Origin of the sequence: Nodosilinea nodulosa PCC 7104, from assembly GCF_000309385.1 — a bacterium.
GTDB classification, from domain to species: domain Bacteria; phylum Cyanobacteriota; class Cyanobacteriia; order Phormidesmidales; family Phormidesmidaceae; genus Nodosilinea; species Nodosilinea nodulosa.
Window position 1 is genome coordinate 616,790 of record NZ_JH976538.1, and the last position, 20,291, is coordinate 637,080.

At 60.6% G+C, this 20,291-nt stretch carries 19 protein-coding genes and 1 riboswitch; of the genes, 10 read left to right on the forward strand and 9 right to left on the reverse strand.

Annotated features, from left to right (window positions below; all coding sequences use genetic code 11):
• Window positions 1–87: 87 nt before the first annotated feature.
• From devC to LEPTO7104_RS0131055, 3 genes are all read left to right on the forward strand, one after another.
• Window positions 88–1,272 carry an ABC transporter permease DevC gene (gene devC, locus LEPTO7104_RS0131045; protein WP_017302465.1) on the forward strand — a complete coding sequence of 395 codons (1,185 nt, stop codon included), beginning with the start codon at window positions 88–90 and terminating at the stop codon, window positions 1,270–1,272.
• 175 nt (window positions 1,273–1,447) lie between these two features.
• Complete coding sequence (locus LEPTO7104_RS0131050; protein ID WP_017302466.1) at window positions 1,448–2,155, forward strand: DevA family ABC transporter ATP-binding protein; 708 nt, start codon at window positions 1,448–1,450, stop codon at window positions 2,153–2,155.
• A gap of 69 nt (window positions 2,156–2,224) precedes the next feature.
• Window positions 2,225–3,844, forward strand: a complete 1,620-nt coding sequence (locus LEPTO7104_RS0131055; protein ID WP_083887227.1) for an alpha/beta hydrolase — start codon at window positions 2,225–2,227, stop codon at window positions 3,842–3,844.
• Window positions 3,845–3,896: 52 nt separating this feature from the next.
• On the opposite strand, the gene LEPTO7104_RS36415 is transcribed toward LEPTO7104_RS0131055, so the two are convergent.
• The 3 genes from LEPTO7104_RS36415 to ureE all read right to left on the reverse strand — a co-directional run bounded on the left by LEPTO7104_RS36415 (window position 3,897) and on the right by ureE (window position 5,792).
• The gene (locus LEPTO7104_RS36415) at window positions 3,897–4,451 is read right to left on the reverse strand and encodes a DUF3124 domain-containing protein (RefSeq protein ID WP_017302468.1); all 555 of its coding nucleotides are present in this window, start codon (window positions 4,449–4,451) and stop codon (window positions 3,897–3,899) included.
• A 131-nt stretch (window positions 4,452–4,582) separates the two neighbouring features.
• Window positions 4,583–5,296, reverse strand: a complete 714-nt coding sequence (locus tag LEPTO7104_RS0131065; protein ID WP_017302469.1) for an urease accessory protein UreF — start codon at window positions 5,294–5,296, stop codon at window positions 4,583–4,585.
• Window positions 5,283–5,792 carry an urease accessory protein UreE gene (ureE, locus tag LEPTO7104_RS0131070; RefSeq protein ID WP_026073239.1) on the reverse strand — a complete coding sequence of 170 codons (510 nt, stop codon included), beginning with the start codon at window positions 5,790–5,792 and terminating at the stop codon, window positions 5,283–5,285. Before ureE ends, LEPTO7104_RS0131065 begins: the two co-directional genes overlap by 14 nt.
• A gap of 231 nt (window positions 5,793–6,023) precedes the next feature.
• Here ureE and LEPTO7104_RS0131075 point away from each other — a divergent pair, with 231 nt between their 5' ends.
• Entirely contained in the window at window positions 6,024–7,346 is a 1,323-nt protein-coding gene (locus LEPTO7104_RS0131075) for a hemolysin family protein (protein ID WP_017302471.1), read from the forward strand.
• Window positions 7,347–7,670: 324 nt separating this feature from the next.
• On the forward strand, window positions 7,671–8,033 hold the full coding sequence (locus LEPTO7104_RS0131080) for a SpoIIAA family protein (RefSeq protein ID WP_026073240.1): 363 nt from the start codon (window positions 7,671–7,673) through the stop codon (window positions 8,031–8,033).
• A 22-nt stretch (window positions 8,034–8,055) separates the two neighbouring features.
• Here the strand turns inward: LEPTO7104_RS0131080 and LEPTO7104_RS0131085 are convergent, their stop codons facing one another.
• On the reverse strand, window positions 8,056–8,304 hold the full coding sequence (locus LEPTO7104_RS0131085; RefSeq protein WP_017302473.1) for a DUF7219 family protein: 249 nt from the start codon (window positions 8,302–8,304) through the stop codon (window positions 8,056–8,058).
• Between the two features lie 235 nt (window positions 8,305–8,539).
• Window positions 8,540–9,928 (reverse strand): FADH(2)-oxidizing methylenetetrahydrofolate--tRNA-(uracil(54)-C(5))-methyltransferase TrmFO, encoded by a 1,389-nt coding sequence (gene trmFO, locus LEPTO7104_RS0131090; protein WP_017302474.1) that lies wholly within the window; start codon window positions 9,926–9,928, stop codon window positions 8,540–8,542.
• Between the two features lie 225 nt (window positions 9,929–10,153).
• On the opposite strand from trmFO, the gene LEPTO7104_RS0131095 reads away from it, so the two are divergent.
• Complete coding sequence (locus tag LEPTO7104_RS0131095) at window positions 10,154–10,309, forward strand: PCP reductase family protein (protein ID WP_017302475.1); 156 nt, start codon at window positions 10,154–10,156, stop codon at window positions 10,307–10,309.
• 143 nt (window positions 10,310–10,452) lie between these two features.
• A riboswitch (cobalamin riboswitch) is annotated at window positions 10,453–10,655 on the forward strand.
• 508 nt (window positions 10,656–11,163) lie between these two features.
• Window positions 11,164–12,258: a fatty acid desaturase gene (locus LEPTO7104_RS0131100; protein ID WP_017302476.1), complete on the forward strand. Its 1,095-nt coding sequence runs from the start codon at window positions 11,164–11,166 to the stop codon at window positions 12,256–12,258.
• Between the two features lie 145 nt (window positions 12,259–12,403).
• Here LEPTO7104_RS0131100 and LEPTO7104_RS0131105 read toward each other — a convergent pair whose 3' ends face one another.
• The 3 genes from LEPTO7104_RS0131105 to LEPTO7104_RS0131115 all read right to left on the reverse strand — a co-directional run bounded on the left by LEPTO7104_RS0131105 (window position 12,404) and on the right by LEPTO7104_RS0131115 (window position 16,880).
• The gene (locus LEPTO7104_RS0131105; protein ID WP_017302477.1) at window positions 12,404–12,769 is read right to left on the reverse strand and encodes a hypothetical protein; all 366 of its coding nucleotides are present in this window, start codon (window positions 12,767–12,769) and stop codon (window positions 12,404–12,406) included.
• A 140-nt stretch (window positions 12,770–12,909) separates the two neighbouring features.
• Window positions 12,910–14,553, reverse strand: coding sequence for an ArnT family glycosyltransferase (locus LEPTO7104_RS0131110; protein ID WP_155524023.1), 1,644 nt, complete (start codon window positions 14,551–14,553; stop codon window positions 12,910–12,912).
• A gap of 110 nt (window positions 14,554–14,663) precedes the next feature.
• Window positions 14,664–16,880, reverse strand: coding sequence for an S-layer homology domain-containing protein (locus tag LEPTO7104_RS0131115; protein WP_017302479.1), 2,217 nt, complete (start codon window positions 16,878–16,880; stop codon window positions 14,664–14,666).
• Between the two features lie 137 nt (window positions 16,881–17,017).
• Between LEPTO7104_RS0131115 and LEPTO7104_RS0131120 the strand changes: the two genes are divergently transcribed.
• The 3 genes from LEPTO7104_RS0131120 (at window position 17,018) to LEPTO7104_RS39700 (ending at window position 18,438) form a co-directional block, all read left to right on the forward strand.
• The gene (locus LEPTO7104_RS0131120; RefSeq protein ID WP_017302480.1) at window positions 17,018–17,371 is read left to right on the forward strand and encodes a hypothetical protein; all 354 of its coding nucleotides are present in this window, start codon (window positions 17,018–17,020) and stop codon (window positions 17,369–17,371) included.
• 79 nt (window positions 17,372–17,450) lie between these two features.
• On the forward strand, window positions 17,451–17,786 hold the full coding sequence (locus LEPTO7104_RS0131125; RefSeq protein WP_026073242.1) for a YtxH domain-containing protein: 336 nt from the start codon (window positions 17,451–17,453) through the stop codon (window positions 17,784–17,786).
• Window positions 17,787–17,814: 28 nt separating this feature from the next.
• Window positions 17,815–18,438: a DUF948 domain-containing protein gene (locus LEPTO7104_RS39700; RefSeq protein ID WP_017302482.1), complete on the forward strand. Its 624-nt coding sequence runs from the start codon at window positions 17,815–17,817 to the stop codon at window positions 18,436–18,438.
• Window positions 18,439–18,470: 32 nt separating this feature from the next.
• Here LEPTO7104_RS39700 and LEPTO7104_RS0131135 read toward each other — a convergent pair whose 3' ends face one another.
• Window positions 18,471–20,126 (reverse strand): Ppx/GppA phosphatase family protein, encoded by a 1,656-nt coding sequence (locus LEPTO7104_RS0131135; protein WP_017302483.1) that lies wholly within the window; start codon window positions 20,124–20,126, stop codon window positions 18,471–18,473.
• Between the last annotated feature and the right edge of the window lie 165 nt (window positions 20,127–20,291).

The following is a 20,291-nucleotide window of genomic DNA, read 5'->3' on the forward strand; positions in this document are numbered from 1 at the left end:
TAACAAAGGTCAAAGTTTCCCTTTTAGAGACGCCACACGTCCAAAATCCAAAATCGCCAACCCAAAATCGGTTCAGGAGCCACCGCCATGCTTGGCCTGATCAAAACCCTCAAAACGCTGGGCGATCGCACCCCCCTCGGCCTGAAACAGCTCAACCATGACCGCATGCGGCTGCTGACCGCGATCGCGGGCATCACCTTCGCCGACATTTTAATCTTTATGCAGCTGGGGTTTGCCGATGCCCTCTACAAAAGCAATACCCAGTATCCCCGCGCTCTGCAATCGGATCTAGTCATTATCAGCACCCAGGCAAAGAACTTTGGGCAGCTGCGCACCTTTGCCCGACGGCGATTTTTACAGGCTCAGGACATACCTGGTGTCGCCTCTGCGGAGCCCCTGTACCTGGGTTCTGTCAATTGGCGCAATCCCCAGACTCGCAAACAAACCTCGATGCTGTTGATTGGCCAAAACCCCAGTCAGCCTGCCTTTAACCTGCCCGATGTGAACGCGAAGCTCGATGCCATTCAGCTGCCCGACCGTGTCTTATTCGACCAGGCCTCGCGGGGCAGTTATGACGAGATGATTGAGCAATTTAAACAGGGTGAGCGGGTGACCAGCGAAATAGGCTTGCGCACCGTAGAAGTGGCTGGGCTGTTCGAAGTGGGCGCGTCCTTTTCCGAAGATGGCGCGTTGATCACCAGCGACCAGAACTTTTTGCGGCTGTTTCCCAAGCGAGAGGCTGGAGCCGTCAGCCTGGGACTGATTAACCTGGAGCCGGGAGCCGACCCCGAACAGGTCAGAGCGGAGCTAGCCGCCCGCCTGCCCGACGATGTGCAGGTGTTGACCAAAGATGGCTATGTCGATTTTGAACTCAACGACATCCAGTCTGAGTCGCCGATTGGCTTTGTGTTTGGCCTGGGGTCGGCGATGGGGTTCATTGTTGGTGTGGTGATTGTCTACCAGGTGCTTTCGACGGATGTAAACAGTCACCTGGGCGAGTACGCCACTTTCCGGGCCATGGGCTTCCGTAACTCCTACCTGCTGGGCATTGTGGTTGAGGAGGCGATCGTGCTGTCGGTGCTGGGGTTTGTACCCGGTTTGGTGATTGCCCTGGGAGCCTATCAACTGACGGCGGCGGCCACGGCGCTGCCCCTGGCTATGCCCGTGAGCCGAGCCATTACGGTGCTGGCGTTGACCTTTGTTATGTGTGGGGCTTCGGGGGCGATCGCCACGCGCCGTCTTCAGGCCGCCGACCCGGCAGATATTTTCTAAATTTTGGATTTTAGATTGGCAATTTTGGATTGCCGCAGGCCGCAGAGCCTATGTAAATCAATGAATTTAATGCTGGTGGGCAGTGCCCACCCTACGGCTCAAAACTGCCCACCCTACAGCTGGATCCGCTGTTTAAAATTCAAGATTCAAAACGCCCTCTCCTAATCCTGTAGCCATGACTCAAAACCATTCCATTGTTGTTCATCAGCTCAACCACTCCTTTGGCTCTGGCAACCTGCAAAAGCAGGTGTTGTTCGACATCAACCTGGAGATTTCGGCGGGGGAGATTGTGATTATGACCGGGCCATCGGGTTCGGGCAAAACCACCCTGCTGACTCTGATTGGCGGCCTGCGATCGGCGCAGACGGGCAGCCTCAAGGTGGTGGGCCATGAGATCACCGGGGCCAGCGAAAATGACCTGGTCAAGGCCCGGCGCAACAATGGCTATATTTTTCAGGCCCACAATTTACACGGCAGTTTGACTGCTTTAGAAAATGTGCAGATGGGGCTAGAGGTACAAGGCAATTTAGCCAAGCCCGAACGCCATCGCCGCGCTGCTGAGATGCTGGCCCAGGTCGGGTTAGAAGAAAGGGTAAATTACTACCCGGCGGATCTGTCGGGGGGCCAAAAGCAGCGGGTGGCGATCGCCCGCGCCCTGGTCAGCCGCCCTAAAATTGTGCTGGCCGATGAGCCCACCGCCGCCCTCGATAAAAAATCGGGCCGCGACGTGGTCGATATCATGCACGATCTGGCCAAGCAGCAGGGATGCACTATCCTACTGGTAACCCACGACAACCGCATTCTCGACATTGCCGATCGCATTGTGTATATGGAAGATGGACGCCTCTTGAAGCAGCCAGAACTGGCGGCGATCGCCCAGTAGTCCAGGTTGCCAGCGGCCCGATTGTTTCCGACCAGTTACGTTTTTTTGGAGCCAGCCCCAGGTTTTTCTATGGCCATTAAATTTTGGACAACCCGCCGATTGAAATACATGGCCCTGCTGCTGGGGGCCGCTCTATTGCAGTCTCTCTGGCTGGCCCTGCCGGGCTGGAGCACCGACCGAATCTTGATCAACTATGGCCCCCTGGAGCGATCCGTTGCCGTCGCCGATTTAGAAACCTACGCCCGCACCGGCAAACTCAGCAACGAGCTAAAAGGGTTTAGCCGCTACTTTAGCCCCAAGCAGCTCGAGCAGTTTCGCGAAGGGCTGACCCTCAGCGCCGATATCGATGTGGTGACGGTTTCCCAGTTTCTCTACACGCCGCAGGGTGAAGCCATCCTCCAGAGCTTGGGTGAGGTGGTGCAGACGGCGGGGCGGCTAAACGGGGCGCGAGCCATTCGCGGGGCGCTGATCTTAGCGGCGGCTGACACCGACGGCGGCTTTAACCTGCTCAACATCCTCAAGCATTTCCCTACGGTGGAGGCAAGGGTTGATTTGCAGCAGCTTTCCTCCATTGCCCAGCAGGTGGTGAGCACCATTAACCAAACTCAGCAGGCGGTGGCCCAAATTCGTCAGCAGGCCGCTGCCGCTCCAGGGCCAGAGGGCGGGGTCGCAGCGGCGGGAAACCCCGCCGCCCCAGGACCTTACCGCTGGCAAAAGCGGGTGCTCGATCAGCTCACCCTGCCCACCGATCTCTATTTACCTGAGGGGCTAGCCGAAGGGCAGAAGGCGCCGCTAGTGGTTATTTCCCACGGCTTGGGGGGCGATCGCACCTCCTTTGCCTACCTGGCCGAGCATTTGGCCTCCCACGGTTTGGCGGTGGCGGTGGTAGAGCACCCCGGCAGCAACGCCGATCAGATTGAGGCCCTGCTGGCGGGTCAATCTAACGACGTCATTGAGCCAGAGGAGATGGTGCGTCGGGCCACCTCAATTCAGGAGGTGCTAGATGAGTTGGAAACCGCCGCCCAGGATCCGGCTATCGGCAGTCGCGTCGATTTAGAGCGCACTGGCATTTTTGGGCAGTCTTTTGGGGCGTACACGAGCCTGGCCCTGGCGGGGGCTACCGTTGACCTAACCACCCTGGGGCAGAACTGCCCGCCGCAGCTCTCCAGCCAGCTCGATCTGTCGCTGCTGTTGCAGTGCTCGGTGCTGAAGCTGCCCCAGCCGCTGCCAACATTGCAGGACAGGCGCATCCAGGCGGCGATCGCGGTCAACCCCCTTGACAGCGCCGTCTTTGGCCAGGCCGGTATGGCCAACATCGCGGTGCCGCTGATGATCGTCTCCGGCAGCGCCGATACGGTGACACCAGCGATCGCCGAGCAAATTCGCCCCTTTACCTGGCTCAAGACGGCGGAGCGCTATCTGCTGCTGATCGAAAACGGCACCCACTTTTCCACCATTGCCGAGCAGCCCAATGGCGAGGAGGGCGCCGTGCCCGTGCCCGCCGAGGCGATCGGCCCCAGCCCCAGGACGGCGCAGGGCTATGTCAAAGCCATGGGCGTCGCTTTCTTTAAGGTCTATCTGGCCGGGGAAGACGGCTATCGCCAGTATCTCGATCAGAGCTACGTGGCAGGGCTCAGCCAGCCCGCCCTGCCCCTCTACCTGGTGCGCGATCTGACCCTGGAGAACTAGCCGATGCGCGGCCTCCAGTGCATCGGCTCTGGCTGGGGGCAGCGATGTCCCCCTAGGGCCGCAGCTCATCGATGACGCGCCCGGGGCTGACAAACGACATGCCCTGCTGGGAGGCGGTGCTAATCATCACCGCCTCGACCACCGGATCGCTGACCGGGGCCTTGGCCTGCCACTGGACGATGAAGTTAGCCCCCGCCCCGCCGGCTACATTCGTGCGATCGACCACGACTTCGGTGGACGCCAGGGGGCCAAGCTGAATCGGCTGATCCAGGTAGCTGAAGACGCGATCGCCCCCGGAGTTGTAGTAATCCACCGTATCGATGACGATGGGCTGGCTGCGATCGGTATTGCGCAGGCTGAGGGTTGCCGTGAGCTGGAAGGCCCGCTCCTGGTCGGAGTCGAAAATTTCGGAGTAGACCGGCACGTAGAGCGTTTGCCCCTGGGCTGGAGCATCGAGTTCAGCGGTCAGCACCGTAACGCCAGGGCGATCGCCAAACCGCTGCTGAGCTGAGAGGCGGGCAGCGGGGCTATGGGCCGGAGACTGGGCAGCACAGGCCGACAGCGCGCCCAGCAACACCCCCGTCAGCACCACCTTAAGACTTGCCATCCGACCACCTTTGAGTAATGGGTCAAGCTAACTCTACCGCCGGGGCGGAGGGTTGGGAAAGATTGACCAAAACCAGCCAAATTGCCCACCCGTTTTGCTGGCTGGATTTGGCCGCAGCCAGCCCCGGGGCTTTAGCTGCGAAAGAGGCGGGTGTAGAGGGTTTCGTGCTGCATCGTGGCCAGGGCTGCGCCCCAGCTGCTGAGGGCCAGCTCGTCGAGGGTTTGGACGGCGAGACCGCGATCGCAGGTTTCCTCCAGCACCGGGTACAGCCCCAGCAGCGTCTGCTGCCCCACCGTCTGCCCCAGGGGGATGAGCTTCACGGCGCTGGTAATCAGGTTGGCCGCCCAGCTGTGCAGATAGCCCAGTACCACCGATCGCCGGTCGATCTCCCAGCGGGCGGCCACCAGGGCAAAGGCAACGGCAAAATTGCAGGGGCTGCCCGCCGCGCTAAACCAGGGCTTGAGATCGGGGTGCAGGTGGGCGGCCATGCGCACCAGTGCCCGCCCCGTGGCCCAGCTCTGCTGGCGGGTTTCCTCGCTGTCGCGCAGGGCAGACAGCTGCTGGTTGAAGCCAGCCAGCCATGCTAATTCAGGAACTCCACCGGGGCTGCCCAACCCCGCCTGCTTGGCCCTGTGGTGAACCAGCCCCACCGCCGCTCCATCGATGGCCACCAGCCCGTAGGCTAGCTCCTGCTCAAGCCATGCGGTCAGCGCGGCCGGGGTCGTCACAGTGCTCTGCTCCACCAGCGTCTCCAGCCCTTCGGAGTAGCTGTAGGCCCCCACCGGCAGGGCGGGGCTGGTCAGCTGCAGCAGCCGCAGCAGCGCCTGGGCGCTAGTTGTGGTCATGGGTGTGACCGTGAATGTGGCCGTGGATATGGCCGTGCCCCCCGGTGCGATAGGCCCCGGCCTCGGGTTCAAAGGGCAGGGTGGCCGGGGTTAGGGTTAACCCGCCCAGCTGAACCAGCATCGCTTCGAGCACCGGATCGGGCTCCAGCCGCAGGCTGTCGGCGGCGAGCTGGAGCGACACGTGGCGATTGCCCAGGTGGTAGGCCGCCCGCAGGAGATCAAAGCCGGAGGCTGCGGTGACCACCACCACGGGTTCGGGCTTAGCCACCACGCGAATGAGGACGGCGGACTCTCCGCCGCGATCGCCCTCCCCGTCGCCCCCCAGCAGATCGCCGCCGCGCAGCACCGTGCCCCGCGCCAGGTTGAGGTAGAGGGGGGTGCCATCGTCGGCGGTAAAGCGGTGCCGCGACTTGGCGCGATCGCCCGCCGTCAGCGACAGGGTTGCCGCCACCGCAGCGGCGTCATCGGGGGGCAGTACGCGGGTAAACGTCAGCACAGCGGCACAGAAAATCGGACAGAAAACCGAACAAAAAACCGAGTAGAAAACCGATCGGGGGCCAGGCGGCTTATTCGTTTTACCATAGCTGGCAGATATGCCGTTCAATAACATACGGATAAACCAGATAAACTCGCTAAAGCGCTCTGCGGTCATCTCCGGTCTTGCCCCTGCTCCTTGCCAGGCGCTTTAGCCTAGCGCCTGGCCGATCTACCCCTGCTACCCCCACCTATGTCTGACATTGCTCTCAAAAGTGCGCTGATCTTGCTGCTAATCCTGGCAAATGGGGTATTTTCGGGGTCAGAAATTGCCCTGGTGTCCGCCCGTAAGGCCCGCCTAGAGCACCAGGCCCGACAGGGCAACGCCAAGGCGCGGCTGGCCCTCAAGCTGGCCAACAACCCCAACGACTTTCTCTCCACGGTGCAGATTGGCATCACCCTGATTGGCATTCTCAGCGGCGCTCTGGGCGGGGCCACCGTAGCCGACAGTCTGCGCCAGGGGCTAGAGCGGGTGCCTGCCCTGGCTCCCTACAGCAATGTGCTCAGCCTGGCAGTGGTGGTCGGGCTGATCACCTATTTGTCTCTGGTGGTGGGCGAACTGGTGCCCAAGCGCATTGCCCTCAGCTACCCAGAGGCGATCGCCCGCCAGGTGGCGCGGCCCATGCAGCGGCTCTCGCGGCTGGCGACCCCGCTGGTGATCCTGCTGGGGGCTTCCAGTAGTTTTCTGGTCAACCTCATGGGCCTCAAAGAACGGCCCGAAGCCGCCATTACCGAAGAAGAACTGCGCCTGCTGATCGACCAGGGCACTGAGGCTGGCACCTTTGAGGTAGCCGAGCAGGAGATGATGGGGCGGGTTCTACAGCTGGGCGATCGCCCGATTCGCTCGATCATGACCCCGCGCACCGACATTGAGTGGCTGAATGTAGACGCCTCCTTTGCCGAGCACAGCGAGCTGGTCATGCAGAGCGCCCACTCCCACTTTCCGGTCTGCAACAACAGCATTGACGACTGCGTCGGGGTGGTCTCCCTGAAGGCGCTGCTGCCCAACTACCTGAGCCAGAACAGCGAACCCGTCACCCTGCTCAGCCTGCTGCAACCGCCCCTGTTCGTAGCCGAGAGTACCTACGTGCTCAAGGTGCTAGAGCTGTTTAAGTCGTCGGGCACCCACTTTGCCATGGTGCTCGACGAGTACGGCGGCGTCGAAGGGCTCGTCACCCTCAACGATGTGGTAGAAGCCATCGTTGGCGACCTGCCCTCGCTGGAAGATGCGGATGACCCGATGATGATGCAGCGTGACGACGGCTCCTGGCTGCTCGACGGCCTGCTGCCCGTAGACGACCTCAAAGACCTGCTCAACCGCGAGCAGCTCACCGAAGACGAGGACAATTACCACACCCTGGCGGGCTTTATCATCCGGCACATGGGGCGCATTCCCAGCACTGGCGACTTTTTTGAGTGGGAAGGGCTGCGGTTCGAGGTGGTGGATATGGATGGCAGGCGGGTGGATAAGGTGCTGCTGGAGAATTTGCCGCCAGTGAGGGGAGATGGGGGGTAGGGGAGAGCGGGAGATAGAGGGATGGGGAGATGGGGAGATGAGGAGAGGGAGGGGATGGGGGGATGGGGGGAAATAAGATACTCCAAGGGAGGGGCGCAGGAGCTGTGTTCTGAAACCGTTATCCCATTTGTGGCGAGACTCTGCCTAGGTGAAGCAACTACATCCAGGCGTTAAGCAATTAGCGGGCGTGCCTCATGATCCCGATTGACTGGCAACAGTCCTGAAGTAGGTTGGTGTTGAGCGAAGCGTTCGCGTAGCGTCTCCAGGGGAGAAAACCCAACAGCGCTGAAGTACTGCAACAAAACTGTCGTTGGAACACAGCCCATGATTGAACTAATACCGGGTCTACCCAATCACATCTTGGCTATGACAGCCCACGGTCAGGTCACCGGAGAGGACTACGAAACGGTTCTGATTCCAGCCGTAGAGGCCAGGCTGAAGCAGCATGAAAAAATCCGCCTGCTGTACCAGCTTGGCGCCGACTTCACCGCCTTCAACATAGAAGCCATGTGGGACGACGCCAAGGTGGGGCTACAGCACCTAACCGCTTGGGAAAAAATCGCCGTAGTGACCGACCAAGACTGGATTCGCGCTGCCACGAAAGTCTTTGGTTTTGCGCTGCCCTGTCCAGTGAAGGTGTTTACCAATGCGCAATTGGCCGAAGCCAAGATTTGGATTCAGCAGTAGCCTTTTCGAGCAGCAGCAGGCATCACATTTCCAGTCCCTTCTTGCTCTGCTTGAGCTGTTTGTAGAGGGCCTTAATTTGGCTATAGGCTTCGTCGGGTGAGAGCTTGCCGCCGGTTTGCAGTCCCGATATGTAGCTGATTCGGTGGGCAAACTCTTGGAGATTGGCGTTGAAGGTAAGGTGCTGAGGCGAAAACTCCCCGTAGTAGCTACTGCGGGGAGTGAGAAAATTATCTACTTCGCGGCGATTGTTAGAAGAATTAAATTGGGTCATAGGTCACCCCTTGTCTTTATTATTAAGCTGATTATAACCTTCCCTTAACCATTGCAAATTCTAACAAACTCTCCAGAGAATGTAATACTCCGCCGGGCAGAGCTATCGATAGATGCTGGCTAGATCAGCCCTCAGCAAACTCTCTAGTAAACTGCGGCTTCAGTTTCTGGACTATGGCCGATCGCAGGAGTCCGTGGGGCTAGGGGGGCAGGGGGCTTGATGCCGTCCAGCAGCACTAGGCGGTGGCGCTGAGGGCTGTCTCGGGGTGTAGTCTTTGGCCCCGGTCAGCGGCCCAGGTGTGCAGGTCGCTAAGGGCGCGATCGCGGTACTGACCGTAGCGCTCTTTCTTGCCCCGCACCCGCGTCGGCAGCGGCGGCAAAATGCCAAAGTTCGGCGGCATCGGCTGAAAGTGCTTGGGTTCCGCCGAAGTGATGAAGTCCACTAGCGCCCCCAGCATCATGGTTGGCGGCAGCGTTAGCAGATCGTAGCCCAGCGCTAGCCGCGCCGCGTTCGTCCCCGCCAACCAGCCCCCGGCCACCGCCGCCGTGTAGCCCTCGGTGCCCACCAGCTGCCCCGCTGCCAGCAGGGTCGGGCGCGCCTTGAACTGTAGGGTGTTGTGCAGCAGCTCGGGCGAGTTCAAAAACGTGTTGCGGTGCATCACCCCCATGCGCACAAACTCGGCATTTTCTAAACCAGGAATCAGCCGAAACACCCTTGCCTGTTCGCCCCAGCGCAGGTTGGTCTGAAAGCCCACCATATTCCACAGCTGGCCGCCCTTATCCTCTTGCCGCAGCTGCACCACGGCGTAGGGCTTTTTGCCCTTGTTCTCCGGAGCTTTGAAATCGCCTAGGCGAGCGTCAAACAGGCCCACGGGCTTGAGCGGGCCGTAGCGCATGGTGTCTTCGCCACGGCGGGCCATCTCTTCGATCGGCAGGCAGGCCTCGAAGAATTTGGCGGTTTCGCGCTCAAAGTCTTTGAGTTCGGCCTGTTCGGCGTTGCACAGCTCGGTCCAAAAATGCAGGTACTGCTCCCGGTTCATGGGGCAGTTGAGGTAGGCCGCCTCGCCGCGATCGTAGCGCGACGCCATAAACGCCACCGACTGATCGATGCTCTCGCCCACCACAATCGGGCTGGCGGCATCGAAAAAACTCATGTAGCCCTGGCCAGTAAAGCGCTCTAAATCCACCGATAGAGCATCGCTGGTCAGGGGGCCAGTGGTCAGCACCACAATGCCGTCGGCGGGAATGCTGGTCACCTCGTCGCGGCGCAGCTCGATCAGGGGGTGGCGCTCCAGGGTTGCGGTTAGATCCTGGCTGAAAACGCCGCGATCGACCGCCAGGGCACCGCCAGCGGGTACCTGGTGCTGGTCGGCTTTGCCTATGACCACTGAACCTAACTGGCGCAGCTCTTCGTGGAGCAGGCCCGAGGCGCGATCGCTCGACATTGCCCCAAAGGAGTTGCTGCACACCAGCTCGGCCACATGCTCACTGTGGTGAGCAGGGGATGTTTTGTGGGGACGCATTTCGTGCAGCACCACGGGCACCCCGGCCTGGGCAACCTGCCAGGCGGCCTCGGTACCGGCCAGCCCGCCGCCAATCACGTGAATGGGGTCTGGGGTTTGCACTGCGTATCCCTCAAAACTCGCTTTTCTAGGATAGCGGCTTCTAGCTGGTTAAACAGCCGCGCAGAGAGTTGGGTCGGCTCAACCGCGCACCCTACAAGCCCCATGCCAAAAGGATTAAAGCGATCCGCCAAAAACGGGAAGGCCGCCCGCTCAGCCTTAGCGGCCCGGTTTCCAAAACGCTTCAATTGCTGATAAATTCACGCTTACACAAATCTGAACGCTTTTATGGAATGGACCCCCGACGCCGACGCCCGTTTAAAGGAGATTCCCTTCTTTGTGCGCCCTGCTGCCCGCAAAAAAATTGAGAAATTTGCCCAGGATCAGGGCCTGAGCCTGATTACCGTCGAGGTTTACGAAGCCGCTAAGAAGCAGTTTGGCTAAGGCTGGTGGCCAGGCAGCTTCAGAGTCGCAGGCAGGACGCCCGCGCCGAGCGCCCCAGGCACACCTGAACCTGGGCTGTGGCTGTGGGCTAACCACTGCGCATCAGTGGCTAGGTAACTATGCTGATTGGCCTTGGATTGTGTTACGTTACAAGACGCATTGGTTCTGGTGAAATTAGCCGCCAGAGGCAACCGGGAAAGAGCAGTGCAACTCTGCCGCTGTCCCGCAACTGTAAGCCGATTTGCGATTTTAGATTTGCGATTTTGGATCGATAGCTGCCCAAAATCTAAGGTCCAAAATTCAAAATTGAGTGAGCCAGAATGCCCGCCGATGACTGGTCAGTGTTCCACAAATCTGCGAGGTGTATATGACGGCTGTTTTGTTTTTTGAGGTTCTGGCGCGATCGGCTATTATCAATAGCCCTTGAAACCCAGCGCTAGAAGGATCTTCCAATTTGCTGATGCCGTCCCTGGCTGCGTCGATTTAGTACCGCTTGTTTAATTCGGCAGATTAGCTTTTCTACGCCACTGAAGCTTTAGTAGAAAAGCAGAATGCGCTGCGCCCAATGCCGAGTTCCTGGCCAAGCGTCGGATTGCCTGTAAAGCCGGAGATCAGCAGTGTTTTTGCTGCTTCGAAATAAACTTACAGCAGTTCTCGGATGGGTGAGGTACAGATTTAGATCTGAGATTTTTGCGTGACAAGGGCTTCAGGGATTGTGCTGTACCTCATGGATTAAGAAAGGCTGTATGCCAAATACGCTGTGCCAGCATTTCCCCTTGCAGTAGCCCGTTAAATACATCCATTCAGGCTTAGATTAATCGTCCAGTTAGGGCTTTAGAGGCCTCATATAAACCATGCATAAAAAATCCGATTTTGTTTTAGCTCCCTACATGAAAAGTGATGACCGACGGGCCACGTTTCAAATTCTCAACACCGTCCTCCCTTACGTTGGGCTATGGTTTTTAGCGGTCAAGGCGGCTTCAATTTCGCTGTGGCTGCTGCCGCCAATCATTATTTTGATGGTGCTGTTCCTGCTGCGCTGCTTCTCGCTTATGCACGACTGCGGGCACTACTCTCTGTTTCGCTCTAAAACAGTCAACAGGGTGATGGGCTTTTTGCTGGGGTCGATCAACGCGATGCCCCAGTACGCCTGGTCACGGGATCATGCTTACCACCACAAAACCAATGGCGATTGGGAACGGTATCGTGGCATAGCCGATTTTCTTTCAGTGGAGGAGTTTGATCAGCTCAGCGCCGCTGACCAAAAACTCTACGGTTTTATCCGCCAGCCGCTGATGACTCTACCGGGGGGATTTTTCTATCTGGCGATTAAGCCTAGATTGGCCCTGGTTCTGGGCATTTACGATTTTGTCGTCTATGGAATAGCCTGTTTGAAGCGTGACGGTGCTGCGGGTTTGGGCGCTATTATCTCTTCCCACCGCTCTAAACACTGGCAAACGGCGGGAGAATTTTGGGATTTGCTCTTTAATAATATTTTTGTTGTTTCTAGCTGGCTGCTGCTGAGCCGACTAATCGGGCCGGTTCTCTTCTTTGGGTTGTACTCAGCTATTTTGGCGATCGCAGGCGCTATTTTTATCTGCATCTTCTTTGTGCAGCACAATTTTGAAGGCTCCTACGCCCACAAAACCGCCGATTGGGACTACGTTCGTGGGGCGATTGAGGGCAGCAGCTATCTAAAGCTGCCCGCCGTGCTGCGCTGGTTTACCGCCGACATCAGCTATCACAATATTCACCACCTCTCGGAGCGAATTCCTAACTACAATCTTGCGGCCTGCCATCGCGCCAACAGCCACCTGCTCAAAACCGTAAAAACCCTCCGACTGAGCGATATGCCGGGCTGTGCCAGATTCATTTTGTGGGACGCAGACTCCAACAGCCTGGTGCCCATTCCGACCAGGCGCAGCCAGCTATCGGTACCTCAGCTCTAAAACGCCGGTTCAGTATTCGCGACTCCCCGTTCCAGTGCTCTGGATTGAAATGCTCGTTGGAGGCTCTGCCTATTAAAACCCCCATGGGGAAGCGATCGCCTCCCCATGGGGGTTTTAGTTACCAAGATTAGGCGATGGCTCTGGCTTAGAACCCGGCGTCCGAGTCAGTCCAGGTTTCGCAGGGTTCAAGGCTACAGCTGGACATCACCACCTGAATCACAAAGTTGCCCTCGTAGGGGGCCACCACCACCGGCGCAGCATCGACCAGGGTGTCTGAGGCCACCAGTTCGCCCGACACTGCATCGTAAAGAAATAAATCTAGATCGCCACAGTCACTGTCGCAGCTGGCAAAAACCGATTCGTTCGCCATCAGGTATCCGTCGTAGGACATGGTGTCGCCACTGGCCAGCCAGTCTACCCTCGATTGGGCCTGGGCGATGGTGGCTGTGGCCGCCACTGCGATCGCTCCCAGGGCGACCGTTGCCGTCATTTTCACCCCAAACTTAGCCATCGTTCACTACTCCAAGTATGTAAGGTTGTGGTCTAGGCAAGACGCTGTGACCTTGCCATCGACCATAGCCTTAACCTGCCCATGTCTGTAGCGTATAAAACATAGGTTTAGGAAAACTCTACGGATGCTTCAACCGGAAATTACGGAATCTGCACCAGGACCCAATCGCGCACTTGCCCCAGGCGAGGGGTTCCTGGGGGAAGGCCTTGGGCATCGACTGGGGTGATCCAAGCGTAGCTGCCCGAGGCCAGGGTGCGCCAGTCATTCGTGGCGATGCCCGGATGGGGGGTGTAGAAGGTCAGCAGCACTGAATCTTCGTCGCCCGCGCCGACGGAGTTAAAGACGGCATTGACCGGGTTGCTGGCCACAATGGGCTGTAGGGGTGGGGTGACCATGGCGGTTTTAACATCGGGGTTGTAGTTGCCCCACAGCCCGGTGGCGTAGAGCAGCGCGATCGCCCCCCACGGCCCCAGCAGCCACCCTGCTTGCCAGAGGGTCGGGCTGAGGCGGGCCGCCGCTCGCTGGCGATCGCGGCTGTAGGCCCACAGCGGTACCCACCAGCCCAGCCCCGCCGCGATCGCCACCAGGGCGTAGCGCCAGGCTCCCTCCAGCGGTATCCACTGGGGTCTCAGCAGGGCCACTAGCCCCGCCACCATCAGCACTGTACCCACGGCGGACAGGGTGAGGGTCAGGCCCCTGATCAGCCCCTGGCGGGCTCTGAACCGGGAGGTGTAGGCTTTCCCCAGGGTGGTGAGGGTGAGGGCGGCCAGCAGCGCCCCAAAGGGCAGCAGCTGGAGCGGGTAGTACCAGGTGCGGGTTTTAAACAGCGTGAGCAGGACAAAGAGCGCGATCGGATACCCCAGCCAAAGCCACTTGCGGCGATAGGGGGACTGCCACCCCATCCACACCCCCGGCAGGGCCAGGAGCGGCCAGGGAAAGGCGTTGAGGGGAATGTTCCAAAAGTAGTAGAGCGGCCCGACGCCGTGGAAGTCCTCTTCGGCCAGGTTGACAAGATGGCTAAAGTTGCCCTGAATCGGCAGCCAGCCGTAGCGGTCGACGCTGAGGGCTAGCCAGGCGATCGCAGGCACCATACCCACCCCCAGCCCCAGGTACAGGGCCGGGTTGAGCAGGTGGCGGTGGCGGCGGTGATCCATCACCAGGTACGGCCCCAGGGCCAGCATCACCGGAATTACCATGACGCTTTTGAGCATAAAGCCCAGCCCCACGGTGATGCCCGCCAGCAGCCCCCAGCCCAGGCGACGGCGAGGCTGGTCTTCGGCCTGGAGCAAGGCCCAGATACCTAGCAGTTCCAGGGCGGTGAGGGGCACGTCCTGAATTGCCAGCCGCGAGGCCTGCATCCAAATCGGGGTGGCGGCTAGAATCGCCGCGCCCCAAAACCCTATTTTTGGCGTCAGACATCGCCGCCCGATGCCGTAGGTGAGCAGAACGGCGGCCCAGCAGGCGATCGCCCCCGGCAGCCGCGCTGACCCCTCGCTCACCCCAAACAGCTTGTAGGCGGCGGCGATCAGCCACTGAAGGCCCATCATCCGATCGTAGACGGGGGCGCCCCACCACTGCTGGGTTACCCAATCGCCGGTTTCTACGATCCACCGAGCCTGCTGGGCGTACCAGCCCTCGTCGTGGGGCATCAGGCTTTGCAGGGGGCTGCGCAGCAGCAGCAGCAGACCCACCCACAGGCTCAGGGCCAGGTAAGGGGCCAGGGTAGCCCCCTCTAATCCCACTGCGGCAAGGGGCTTGGCGATTGGCCTAGGAAGCGACATCATGGCATTTGAGAGGCTGCATAGGGACCAGGGACCCGGCCATTTTATCCCCCTACTATAGACAGAATTGAGCCAGGCAGAATTGAGCCACGTTTGTTGGCCGGTCTCTGCTTCTAGGGCCGCACGATAAAAGGATTGTCGATGCGGGGCGATCGCAGCTGCAGCACCAGGGCCTGGTACACCGCCGCGCACACATCGGCGCGGCTGGCCACCCGGTTGGGCTGGAGCTGGGCGATGTCGGGCACGTTGACCACCAGGTTGAGCTGGGTGGCTTTGGCGATCGCGCTCACGGCGTAGTCGGGAATGGTGGCGCGATCGCGGTAGCTCTCCAGCAGCCTCAGGTTGCCGGGCTGGTTGGGCAATAGCGATAGCCCCGAGATGAGAGCCACCCACACCTGGGATCGGAGTAGGGGGTTTTCTGGCCCGAAGGTCTGGTCCGGGAAGCCCGAGAGAAACCCGCCCCGGTAGGCGGTCTGAATGGCGCTGTCAGCCCAGTGGCCCGCTGGCACATCGCGAAACAGCTGGGCAGGCCTGCGGGGGGCGGGGGCAAAGGCGCGGCTGACCAGGGCCGCAAACTGGGCGCGGCTCATGGGCTGGGCCGGGTTAAAGTGGCCCGATTCGTCGCCCTGCACCAGACCCAGATTCAGCAGACCCTGGATAAAGTCCAGCGCCCAGTGGGTTTGAATGTCGGGGAAGGAGCCTTGGGCCATGGTAGGGGGTGGGGTAGCGACGGTATTGAGCGGCGGGGCCTTTCCCTGGGCCACCAGTCCCTGGTAGATCAGCACCGCCACCTCGGCGCGGGTGATCGTTGACCGGGGCCGCAGCTGGGCCGCATCGGGATGGTTGATCACCAGCTTTGCCTGGGTGGCGCTGGCCAGGGCATCGATGGCGTAGCTGGGAATTTGGGCGCGATCGCGGTAGACCCCCAACAGGCTGGCCGGGGCCGACGGCAGCGCCAGGCCCGTGGCCACCGCGACCATAGCCTGCACCCGCACCATACCCTGGCTCGGGCGAAAGGTATGGTCGGGGTAGCCGCCCAAAAAGCCCTGGCGCTGGGCTTGGTCGATGGCGCTGGCGGCCCAGTGGCTGGGGGGCACATCCACAAAAGCTACCGCCTCGCGCACCGGGGCAATACTGCGGTAGCTGGCCGCTACCAGGGCGGCAAACTGAGCCCGATTGATGGCTTCATCGGGGCGATAGGTGCCGTCGGGGTAGCCCTTGACCAGGCCGCGATCGGCCAGCGATTCAACATAGGCCGTGGCCCAGTGATTGCCCAAATCGCTAAAGCGGCTGGGAGGAGATGCCGCCGGAGCTGGGGGGGCGGTGCCGTTGGTCAGGTCAGGGGGCAGAGGTGCAGGGGTGTCAAGGGGTTGATTTGGCGATGATCCCCCGTTCTGGTCCTCACGTTGAGACGTTGCCCCACCGCCAGCCCCATGGAGCAGCATCGGCGGCACCGCAGCGGGGTCGGGCTGCTGGCTGGCCCCTAGGGTGACGGTGCCGACCAAGGCCTGGGGCACCACATCGTTGCCCACCAGCAGCAGACTCTGGCGGCTGTCGTTGCGCAGGTCGCCCTGGCGGTTGTAGCGCAAAATGTTGGCCGCCGGGTCGTCGGGCTGGCCCAGATCGGGGCGGCTGGAGTCTTGCACCACCAGGCCAAAGGTTTGGTTTTGCACCAGCCGATTTTGCCGCAGCACCGGGCTGGTGGCCCCGGCTGCCCTCACCCCGACCTGGTTGTTGGAGCACTGGCAGCCGCGAATCAGCGGGGCGGCGGTCTGGTCTAGGTCAATGCCGGTGCCGCAGCGCTCTAGGCTACAGTCTCGGGCCTCGCCCCTGGCCTGTTCGGTAAAGCTGAGGCCGCGATCGCTACAGTCCTCGACCTGATTTTTGATCAGGAGGGGCCGGGCGGCTCCGGCCACCTGCATCCCTACCGCACACTGGCTGAGGCGGCAGGCCCTGACTAAAGCCGCCCCCGAGTTAGTTAAAATGCCGATGCCCTGGGGGTTGTGCACGGTCACCCCCCGCAGCTGGCTCTGGCCCTGAATGATCAGCGCCACCGACCTGCCGCCCGGCCCGGCTCCCGCTCCGGCAATGACAATCCCCTGGCCCTGGGTGGCCTCCTGCCCCGCAATCATCACCCCGTCGGGCACGGTGATGGGAAACCGCTCCCCGGTGGCGGCACTGTAGGTGCCGGGGGCCAGCTTGATCAGCGTATTGCCCTGGGCGGCTCCCAGCGCCGCCGTCAGGGTTTTGTGGGGCAGGTGGGGGCGGCCCGAGGGTTCGTCTACCCCCCGGCTGGGGTCCACGTCCAGGGTTTTAGCAATGGTGTCCAACGGAAAAATATCCTCACGACGACATGCATGACGGCGGTGGGTTCAGGGCAGTGGGGTCAGAATATTGCAGCGCCAAAATACCGCTTTGTCAAAATACCGTTATGATCTAGCCAAGTTAAAAGGATAGGGCGAAAATTGTGATTGCGGTTGCCGTTGGCCTAAATCTAGTAATTGCGCTGTTTTGCTTTTTCGTGGCCTGGCGGCTGTGGCGGTTGAGCAAAACTCTGGGGGCCGTGGCCGATGCCCTGGCGAACTGGGATCGCAATGCCCGCAGGATCCTCGACCCGGTGGCGGTCCCTCCGGCCATTCTGCGGGGCCAGACGGGGACGGCCTATCTGCGGCAGAACTATGCTCTGCTTCAGTTTCAGATTCAGCGCCTAGAGCAGGTAATGGGCGTGGTGGGAATTTTCCCCATGGCTAATCGCTGGCTGAGGGTTAGAGGTCGACGCCCCAGCCCTAGGATTAAAATGGCGTTATCTGAGAAACGGTAGGATTGTCTCAGCCCGCGCTGAAAGCGCAGGCCAGGCAGTTTTAGGGTCAACGATTGGCTACCCACAGGACAAAAACACGATGAGCGACAAGCAATCTGGAGGGTTCGTTGGGGGACTGATGCTAGGGGCCGCGATGGGAGCGGTGGCAGGCCTGCTGATGGCCCCCCGAACCGGGCGCGAAACCCGTCGCATTCTGAAAAAGTCTGCCGATGCTCTGCCTGAGCTGGTAGAAGATCTCTCCACATCGGTGCATCTCCAGGCCGATCGCCTGTCGGAGTCGGCCCTGGTCAACTGGGAGCAAACCCTGACCCGACTGCGGGAGGCGATCGCCGCCGGGCAAGAGGCCAGCCGCCAGGAGTACGAGCACCTGAGTCAGGCAGCTCCGGTGGCCACCAATGGCTCTACTCAGGAGTAAAGATGACCAAGAGTAGGAGCACTTAACTTTGACCGACCCGCTGTTTTGGCTAGCCCTATCGTTTTTGCTGGTCGTCGTTAGCCTGACGGCGGTATTGATGGTGGCTATACCCGCCCTGCGCGAGCTGGGGCGGGCGGCCCGCAGCGCCGAAAAGTTTTTTGACACCCTGGGGCGCGAGCTGCCGCCCACCCTAGAGGCCATTCGCCTCACCAGCCTCGAAATTACCGAACTGACCGACGATGTCACTGAGGGGGTGCAGGGGGCAGGGCAGGTGGTGCAGCAGGTGAGCCAAGGCATCACTACAGCCCAGACTGGGGCCAAGCGCTTGAATTCGGGCACTAAGAGCTTTTTAGCCGGGGCCAGAGCCGCCTGGCGGGCCTGGAGCGACGAGGCCCCCTCGCCCCAATCCCAGCGCAACAGCAAGACGCCCCCTCAACCCCAGCCCGCCCCTGGCGATCGCATTGCGCCCCATTCGGACGATGCCCTGGCCGCTAGCCACGGGGGCGATCGCCCCGTTCCGCAGCTCGAACCAACTACCCTCAATGCCCCTGCCGAAAATGCCCTGGAACCCTCCCCCAGGCCCGAAGCCCCTGAACTGCTCCGGGTTCGGCAGGCCCCTGGCCCAAATCCTGGGAATCAGCAGCAGAGGTGAGCGGCAGGGCGCGATTCCCCCTCAGCCTCCCCTCAGCTTGCCAGGCGAGCCAGCAGCTTCACCTCAAACACCTGCTCGAAATACTCTTTTTTATAGTCCAGGTTCCACAGCTCTGAGGCGCAGTCGTCGCCGGGGTAGGCGGCTTTTACCTCCATGTTCAGCACGTGGGCGTCGGCGTCAAAGTTGCAGTGAATGCTCTTGACCGCACCAATCCCCCGGCGATCGAGGGCCACCGCCAGGCGCAGCAGAGCGCTCAGGTGAGTAACCATCTGCCGGTGGTAGCGGGTGGGCAGATTGCGGTAGCTGTCGTGCTTTTTCTTGGGCGCGCTTTTGCGGTGGTAGCGGGCGATGTTGGCGATCGTCTCCAGCTCGGTTTCGGTGTAGCCCAGCAGCTCGCCGTGGCGAATCAGGTAGTAGGAATGCTTGTGGTGCGACGAGTGGCTGACAAAATGGCCGCAGTTGTGCAGAATGGCGGCGGCCCAGAGCAGCTCTTTCTCCAGGTTGCCCCAGGTGTGCAGGCTGCCCCAGGTCTGCTCAAACAAATCCATGGCAAACTGGGCCACCCGCTCGGAGCGATCGAGGTGAACCTTGTATTTCTTGGCGGTTTTTAGAATATTGCGCTGGCGTACCGACTGCTGAAACTGCATCCGATCTTCGATCAGGCCGTGGGTGAGCATCCAGTCGACGACCACACCCTCCCGCAGGGCGCGCTCGCAGATGGTGATGCGATCGGCCTTCAGCAGGCCCATGGTTTCGTGCAAAATCACCGCCCCCGCCACAATGATCTCGGCCCGGCGGGGCGACATTTCCGGCATGTTCAGGCGCTCGGCATAGGTGGCCTGGCGCAGGGTTTCCACCAGCTTTGAGAGCTCCTCGTAGGTGATCTGAAACCCGTTCAGGGGGTCGGGCACCAGGCCTAGGCGCTCGGTAGCAATCAGGGCGGCCAGGCACTCGATCGTACCCGAGGTGCCGATCAGCTGGATCGGCTCTTCGCTGGTGAGGTGCGATTTAAGCTTGCTGGTATTGGGTTCTACCATGCCCCGCACGTAGGCGCGCAGAGTGCTAAATTCGGCCTCTGCAATGGGATCGGTGGAGACAAACTGCGAGGTCAGCCGCACCGCCCCCACCTTGGTGCTGCTGAGAAAGCGATGGGGTTCGCCGGTGCCCAAAATAAGTTCGGTGGAGCCGCCGCCAATGTCGATGATGGCGTGGGGCTGGCCATTGAACTCCATCCCCGAAAGCACGCCCAGGTAAATGCGGCGCGCTTCTTCAGTGCCCGAGATCAGGTTGATGGCGAGGCCGACGTCTTTGTAAACCCGATCGATGAATTCTTGGCCGTTGCTGGCCTCGCGCACGGCGCTGGTGGCGACGGCCACAATGTCTTCGGCCTTGAGGCTGGTCGCGATCGCGCAGCAGCGTTGCAGGGCACTGATGGCCCGCGCCATCGCCGCCTCCGACAGGCCGCCCGTGGCTTCGTTGAAGTCTCCCAGACGCACGGTCTCTTTTTCGCGGTCAACGATGGTGAAGGCAGGTAGGTCGGGCTGAATTTTAACCACCACCATGTGGATGGAGTTGGTGCCCACATCAATGGCGGCCAGAACGCGATCGCCGGTAATTTCGGGCGGGGCAAAGTTGGCAAAATCGGTCATTACGGTGCTCGACCCGCGAATCGAGGTGGTCCCTGTCATAGTGCGCCCATGCTGCTTTGCTTCAGATTTTACCTATCCGTCGACACCCCATCAGGACGAGAGGAAAACTTTACTGGATATACATCACCACGACTACCCCACTAAAACCACAGCCCGAAGAGATAAACAAGGTCTTCCCCACCCCCTCACCCCCTCACCCCCTCA

What these genes read in the sequence shown, in the direction of transcription:
- LEPTO7104_RS0131135 (WP_017302483.1), bottom strand. Translation starts at nt 20,126, where the DNA reads ATGACAGGGACCACCTCGATTCGCGGGTCGAGCACCGTAATGACCGAT.
- LEPTO7104_RS0131125 (WP_026073242.1), top strand. Translation starts at nt 17,451, where the DNA reads ATGAGCGACAAGCAATCTGGAGGGTTCGTTGGGGGACTGATGCTAGGG.
- LEPTO7104_RS36415 (WP_017302468.1), bottom strand. Translation starts at nt 4,451, where the DNA reads ATGGCAAGTCTTAAGGTGGTGCTGACGGGGGTGTTGCTGGGCGCGCTG.
- LEPTO7104_RS0131100 (WP_017302476.1), top strand. Translation starts at nt 11,164, where the DNA reads ATGCATAAAAAATCCGATTTTGTTTTAGCTCCCTACATGAAAAGTGAT.
- LEPTO7104_RS0131050 (WP_017302466.1), top strand. Translation starts at nt 1,448, where the DNA reads ATGACTCAAAACCATTCCATTGTTGTTCATCAGCTCAACCACTCCTTT.
- LEPTO7104_RS0131065 (WP_017302469.1), bottom strand. Translation starts at nt 5,296, where the DNA reads ATGACCACAACTAGCGCCCAGGCGCTGCTGCGGCTGCTGCAGCTGACC.
- devC (WP_017302465.1), top strand. Translation starts at nt 88, where the DNA reads ATGCTTGGCCTGATCAAAACCCTCAAAACGCTGGGCGATCGCACCCCC.
- LEPTO7104_RS0131095 (WP_017302475.1), top strand. Translation starts at nt 10,154, where the DNA reads ATGGAATGGACCCCCGACGCCGACGCCCGTTTAAAGGAGATTCCCTTC.
- LEPTO7104_RS0131075 (WP_017302471.1), top strand. Translation starts at nt 6,024, where the DNA reads ATGTCTGACATTGCTCTCAAAAGTGCGCTGATCTTGCTGCTAATCCTG.
- LEPTO7104_RS0131085 (WP_017302473.1), bottom strand. Translation starts at nt 8,304, where the DNA reads ATGACCCAATTTAATTCTTCTAACAATCGCCGCGAAGTAGATAATTTT.
- LEPTO7104_RS0131055 (WP_083887227.1), top strand. Translation starts at nt 2,225, where the DNA reads ATGGCCATTAAATTTTGGACAACCCGCCGATTGAAATACATGGCCCTG.
- LEPTO7104_RS0131080 (WP_026073240.1), top strand. Translation starts at nt 7,671, where the DNA reads ATGATTGAACTAATACCGGGTCTACCCAATCACATCTTGGCTATGACA.
- LEPTO7104_RS0131110 (WP_155524023.1), bottom strand. Translation starts at nt 14,553, where the DNA reads ATGATGTCGCTTCCTAGGCCAATCGCCAAGCCCCTTGCCGCAGTGGGA.
- LEPTO7104_RS0131105 (WP_017302477.1), bottom strand. Translation starts at nt 12,769, where the DNA reads ATGGCTAAGTTTGGGGTGAAAATGACGGCAACGGTCGCCCTGGGAGCG.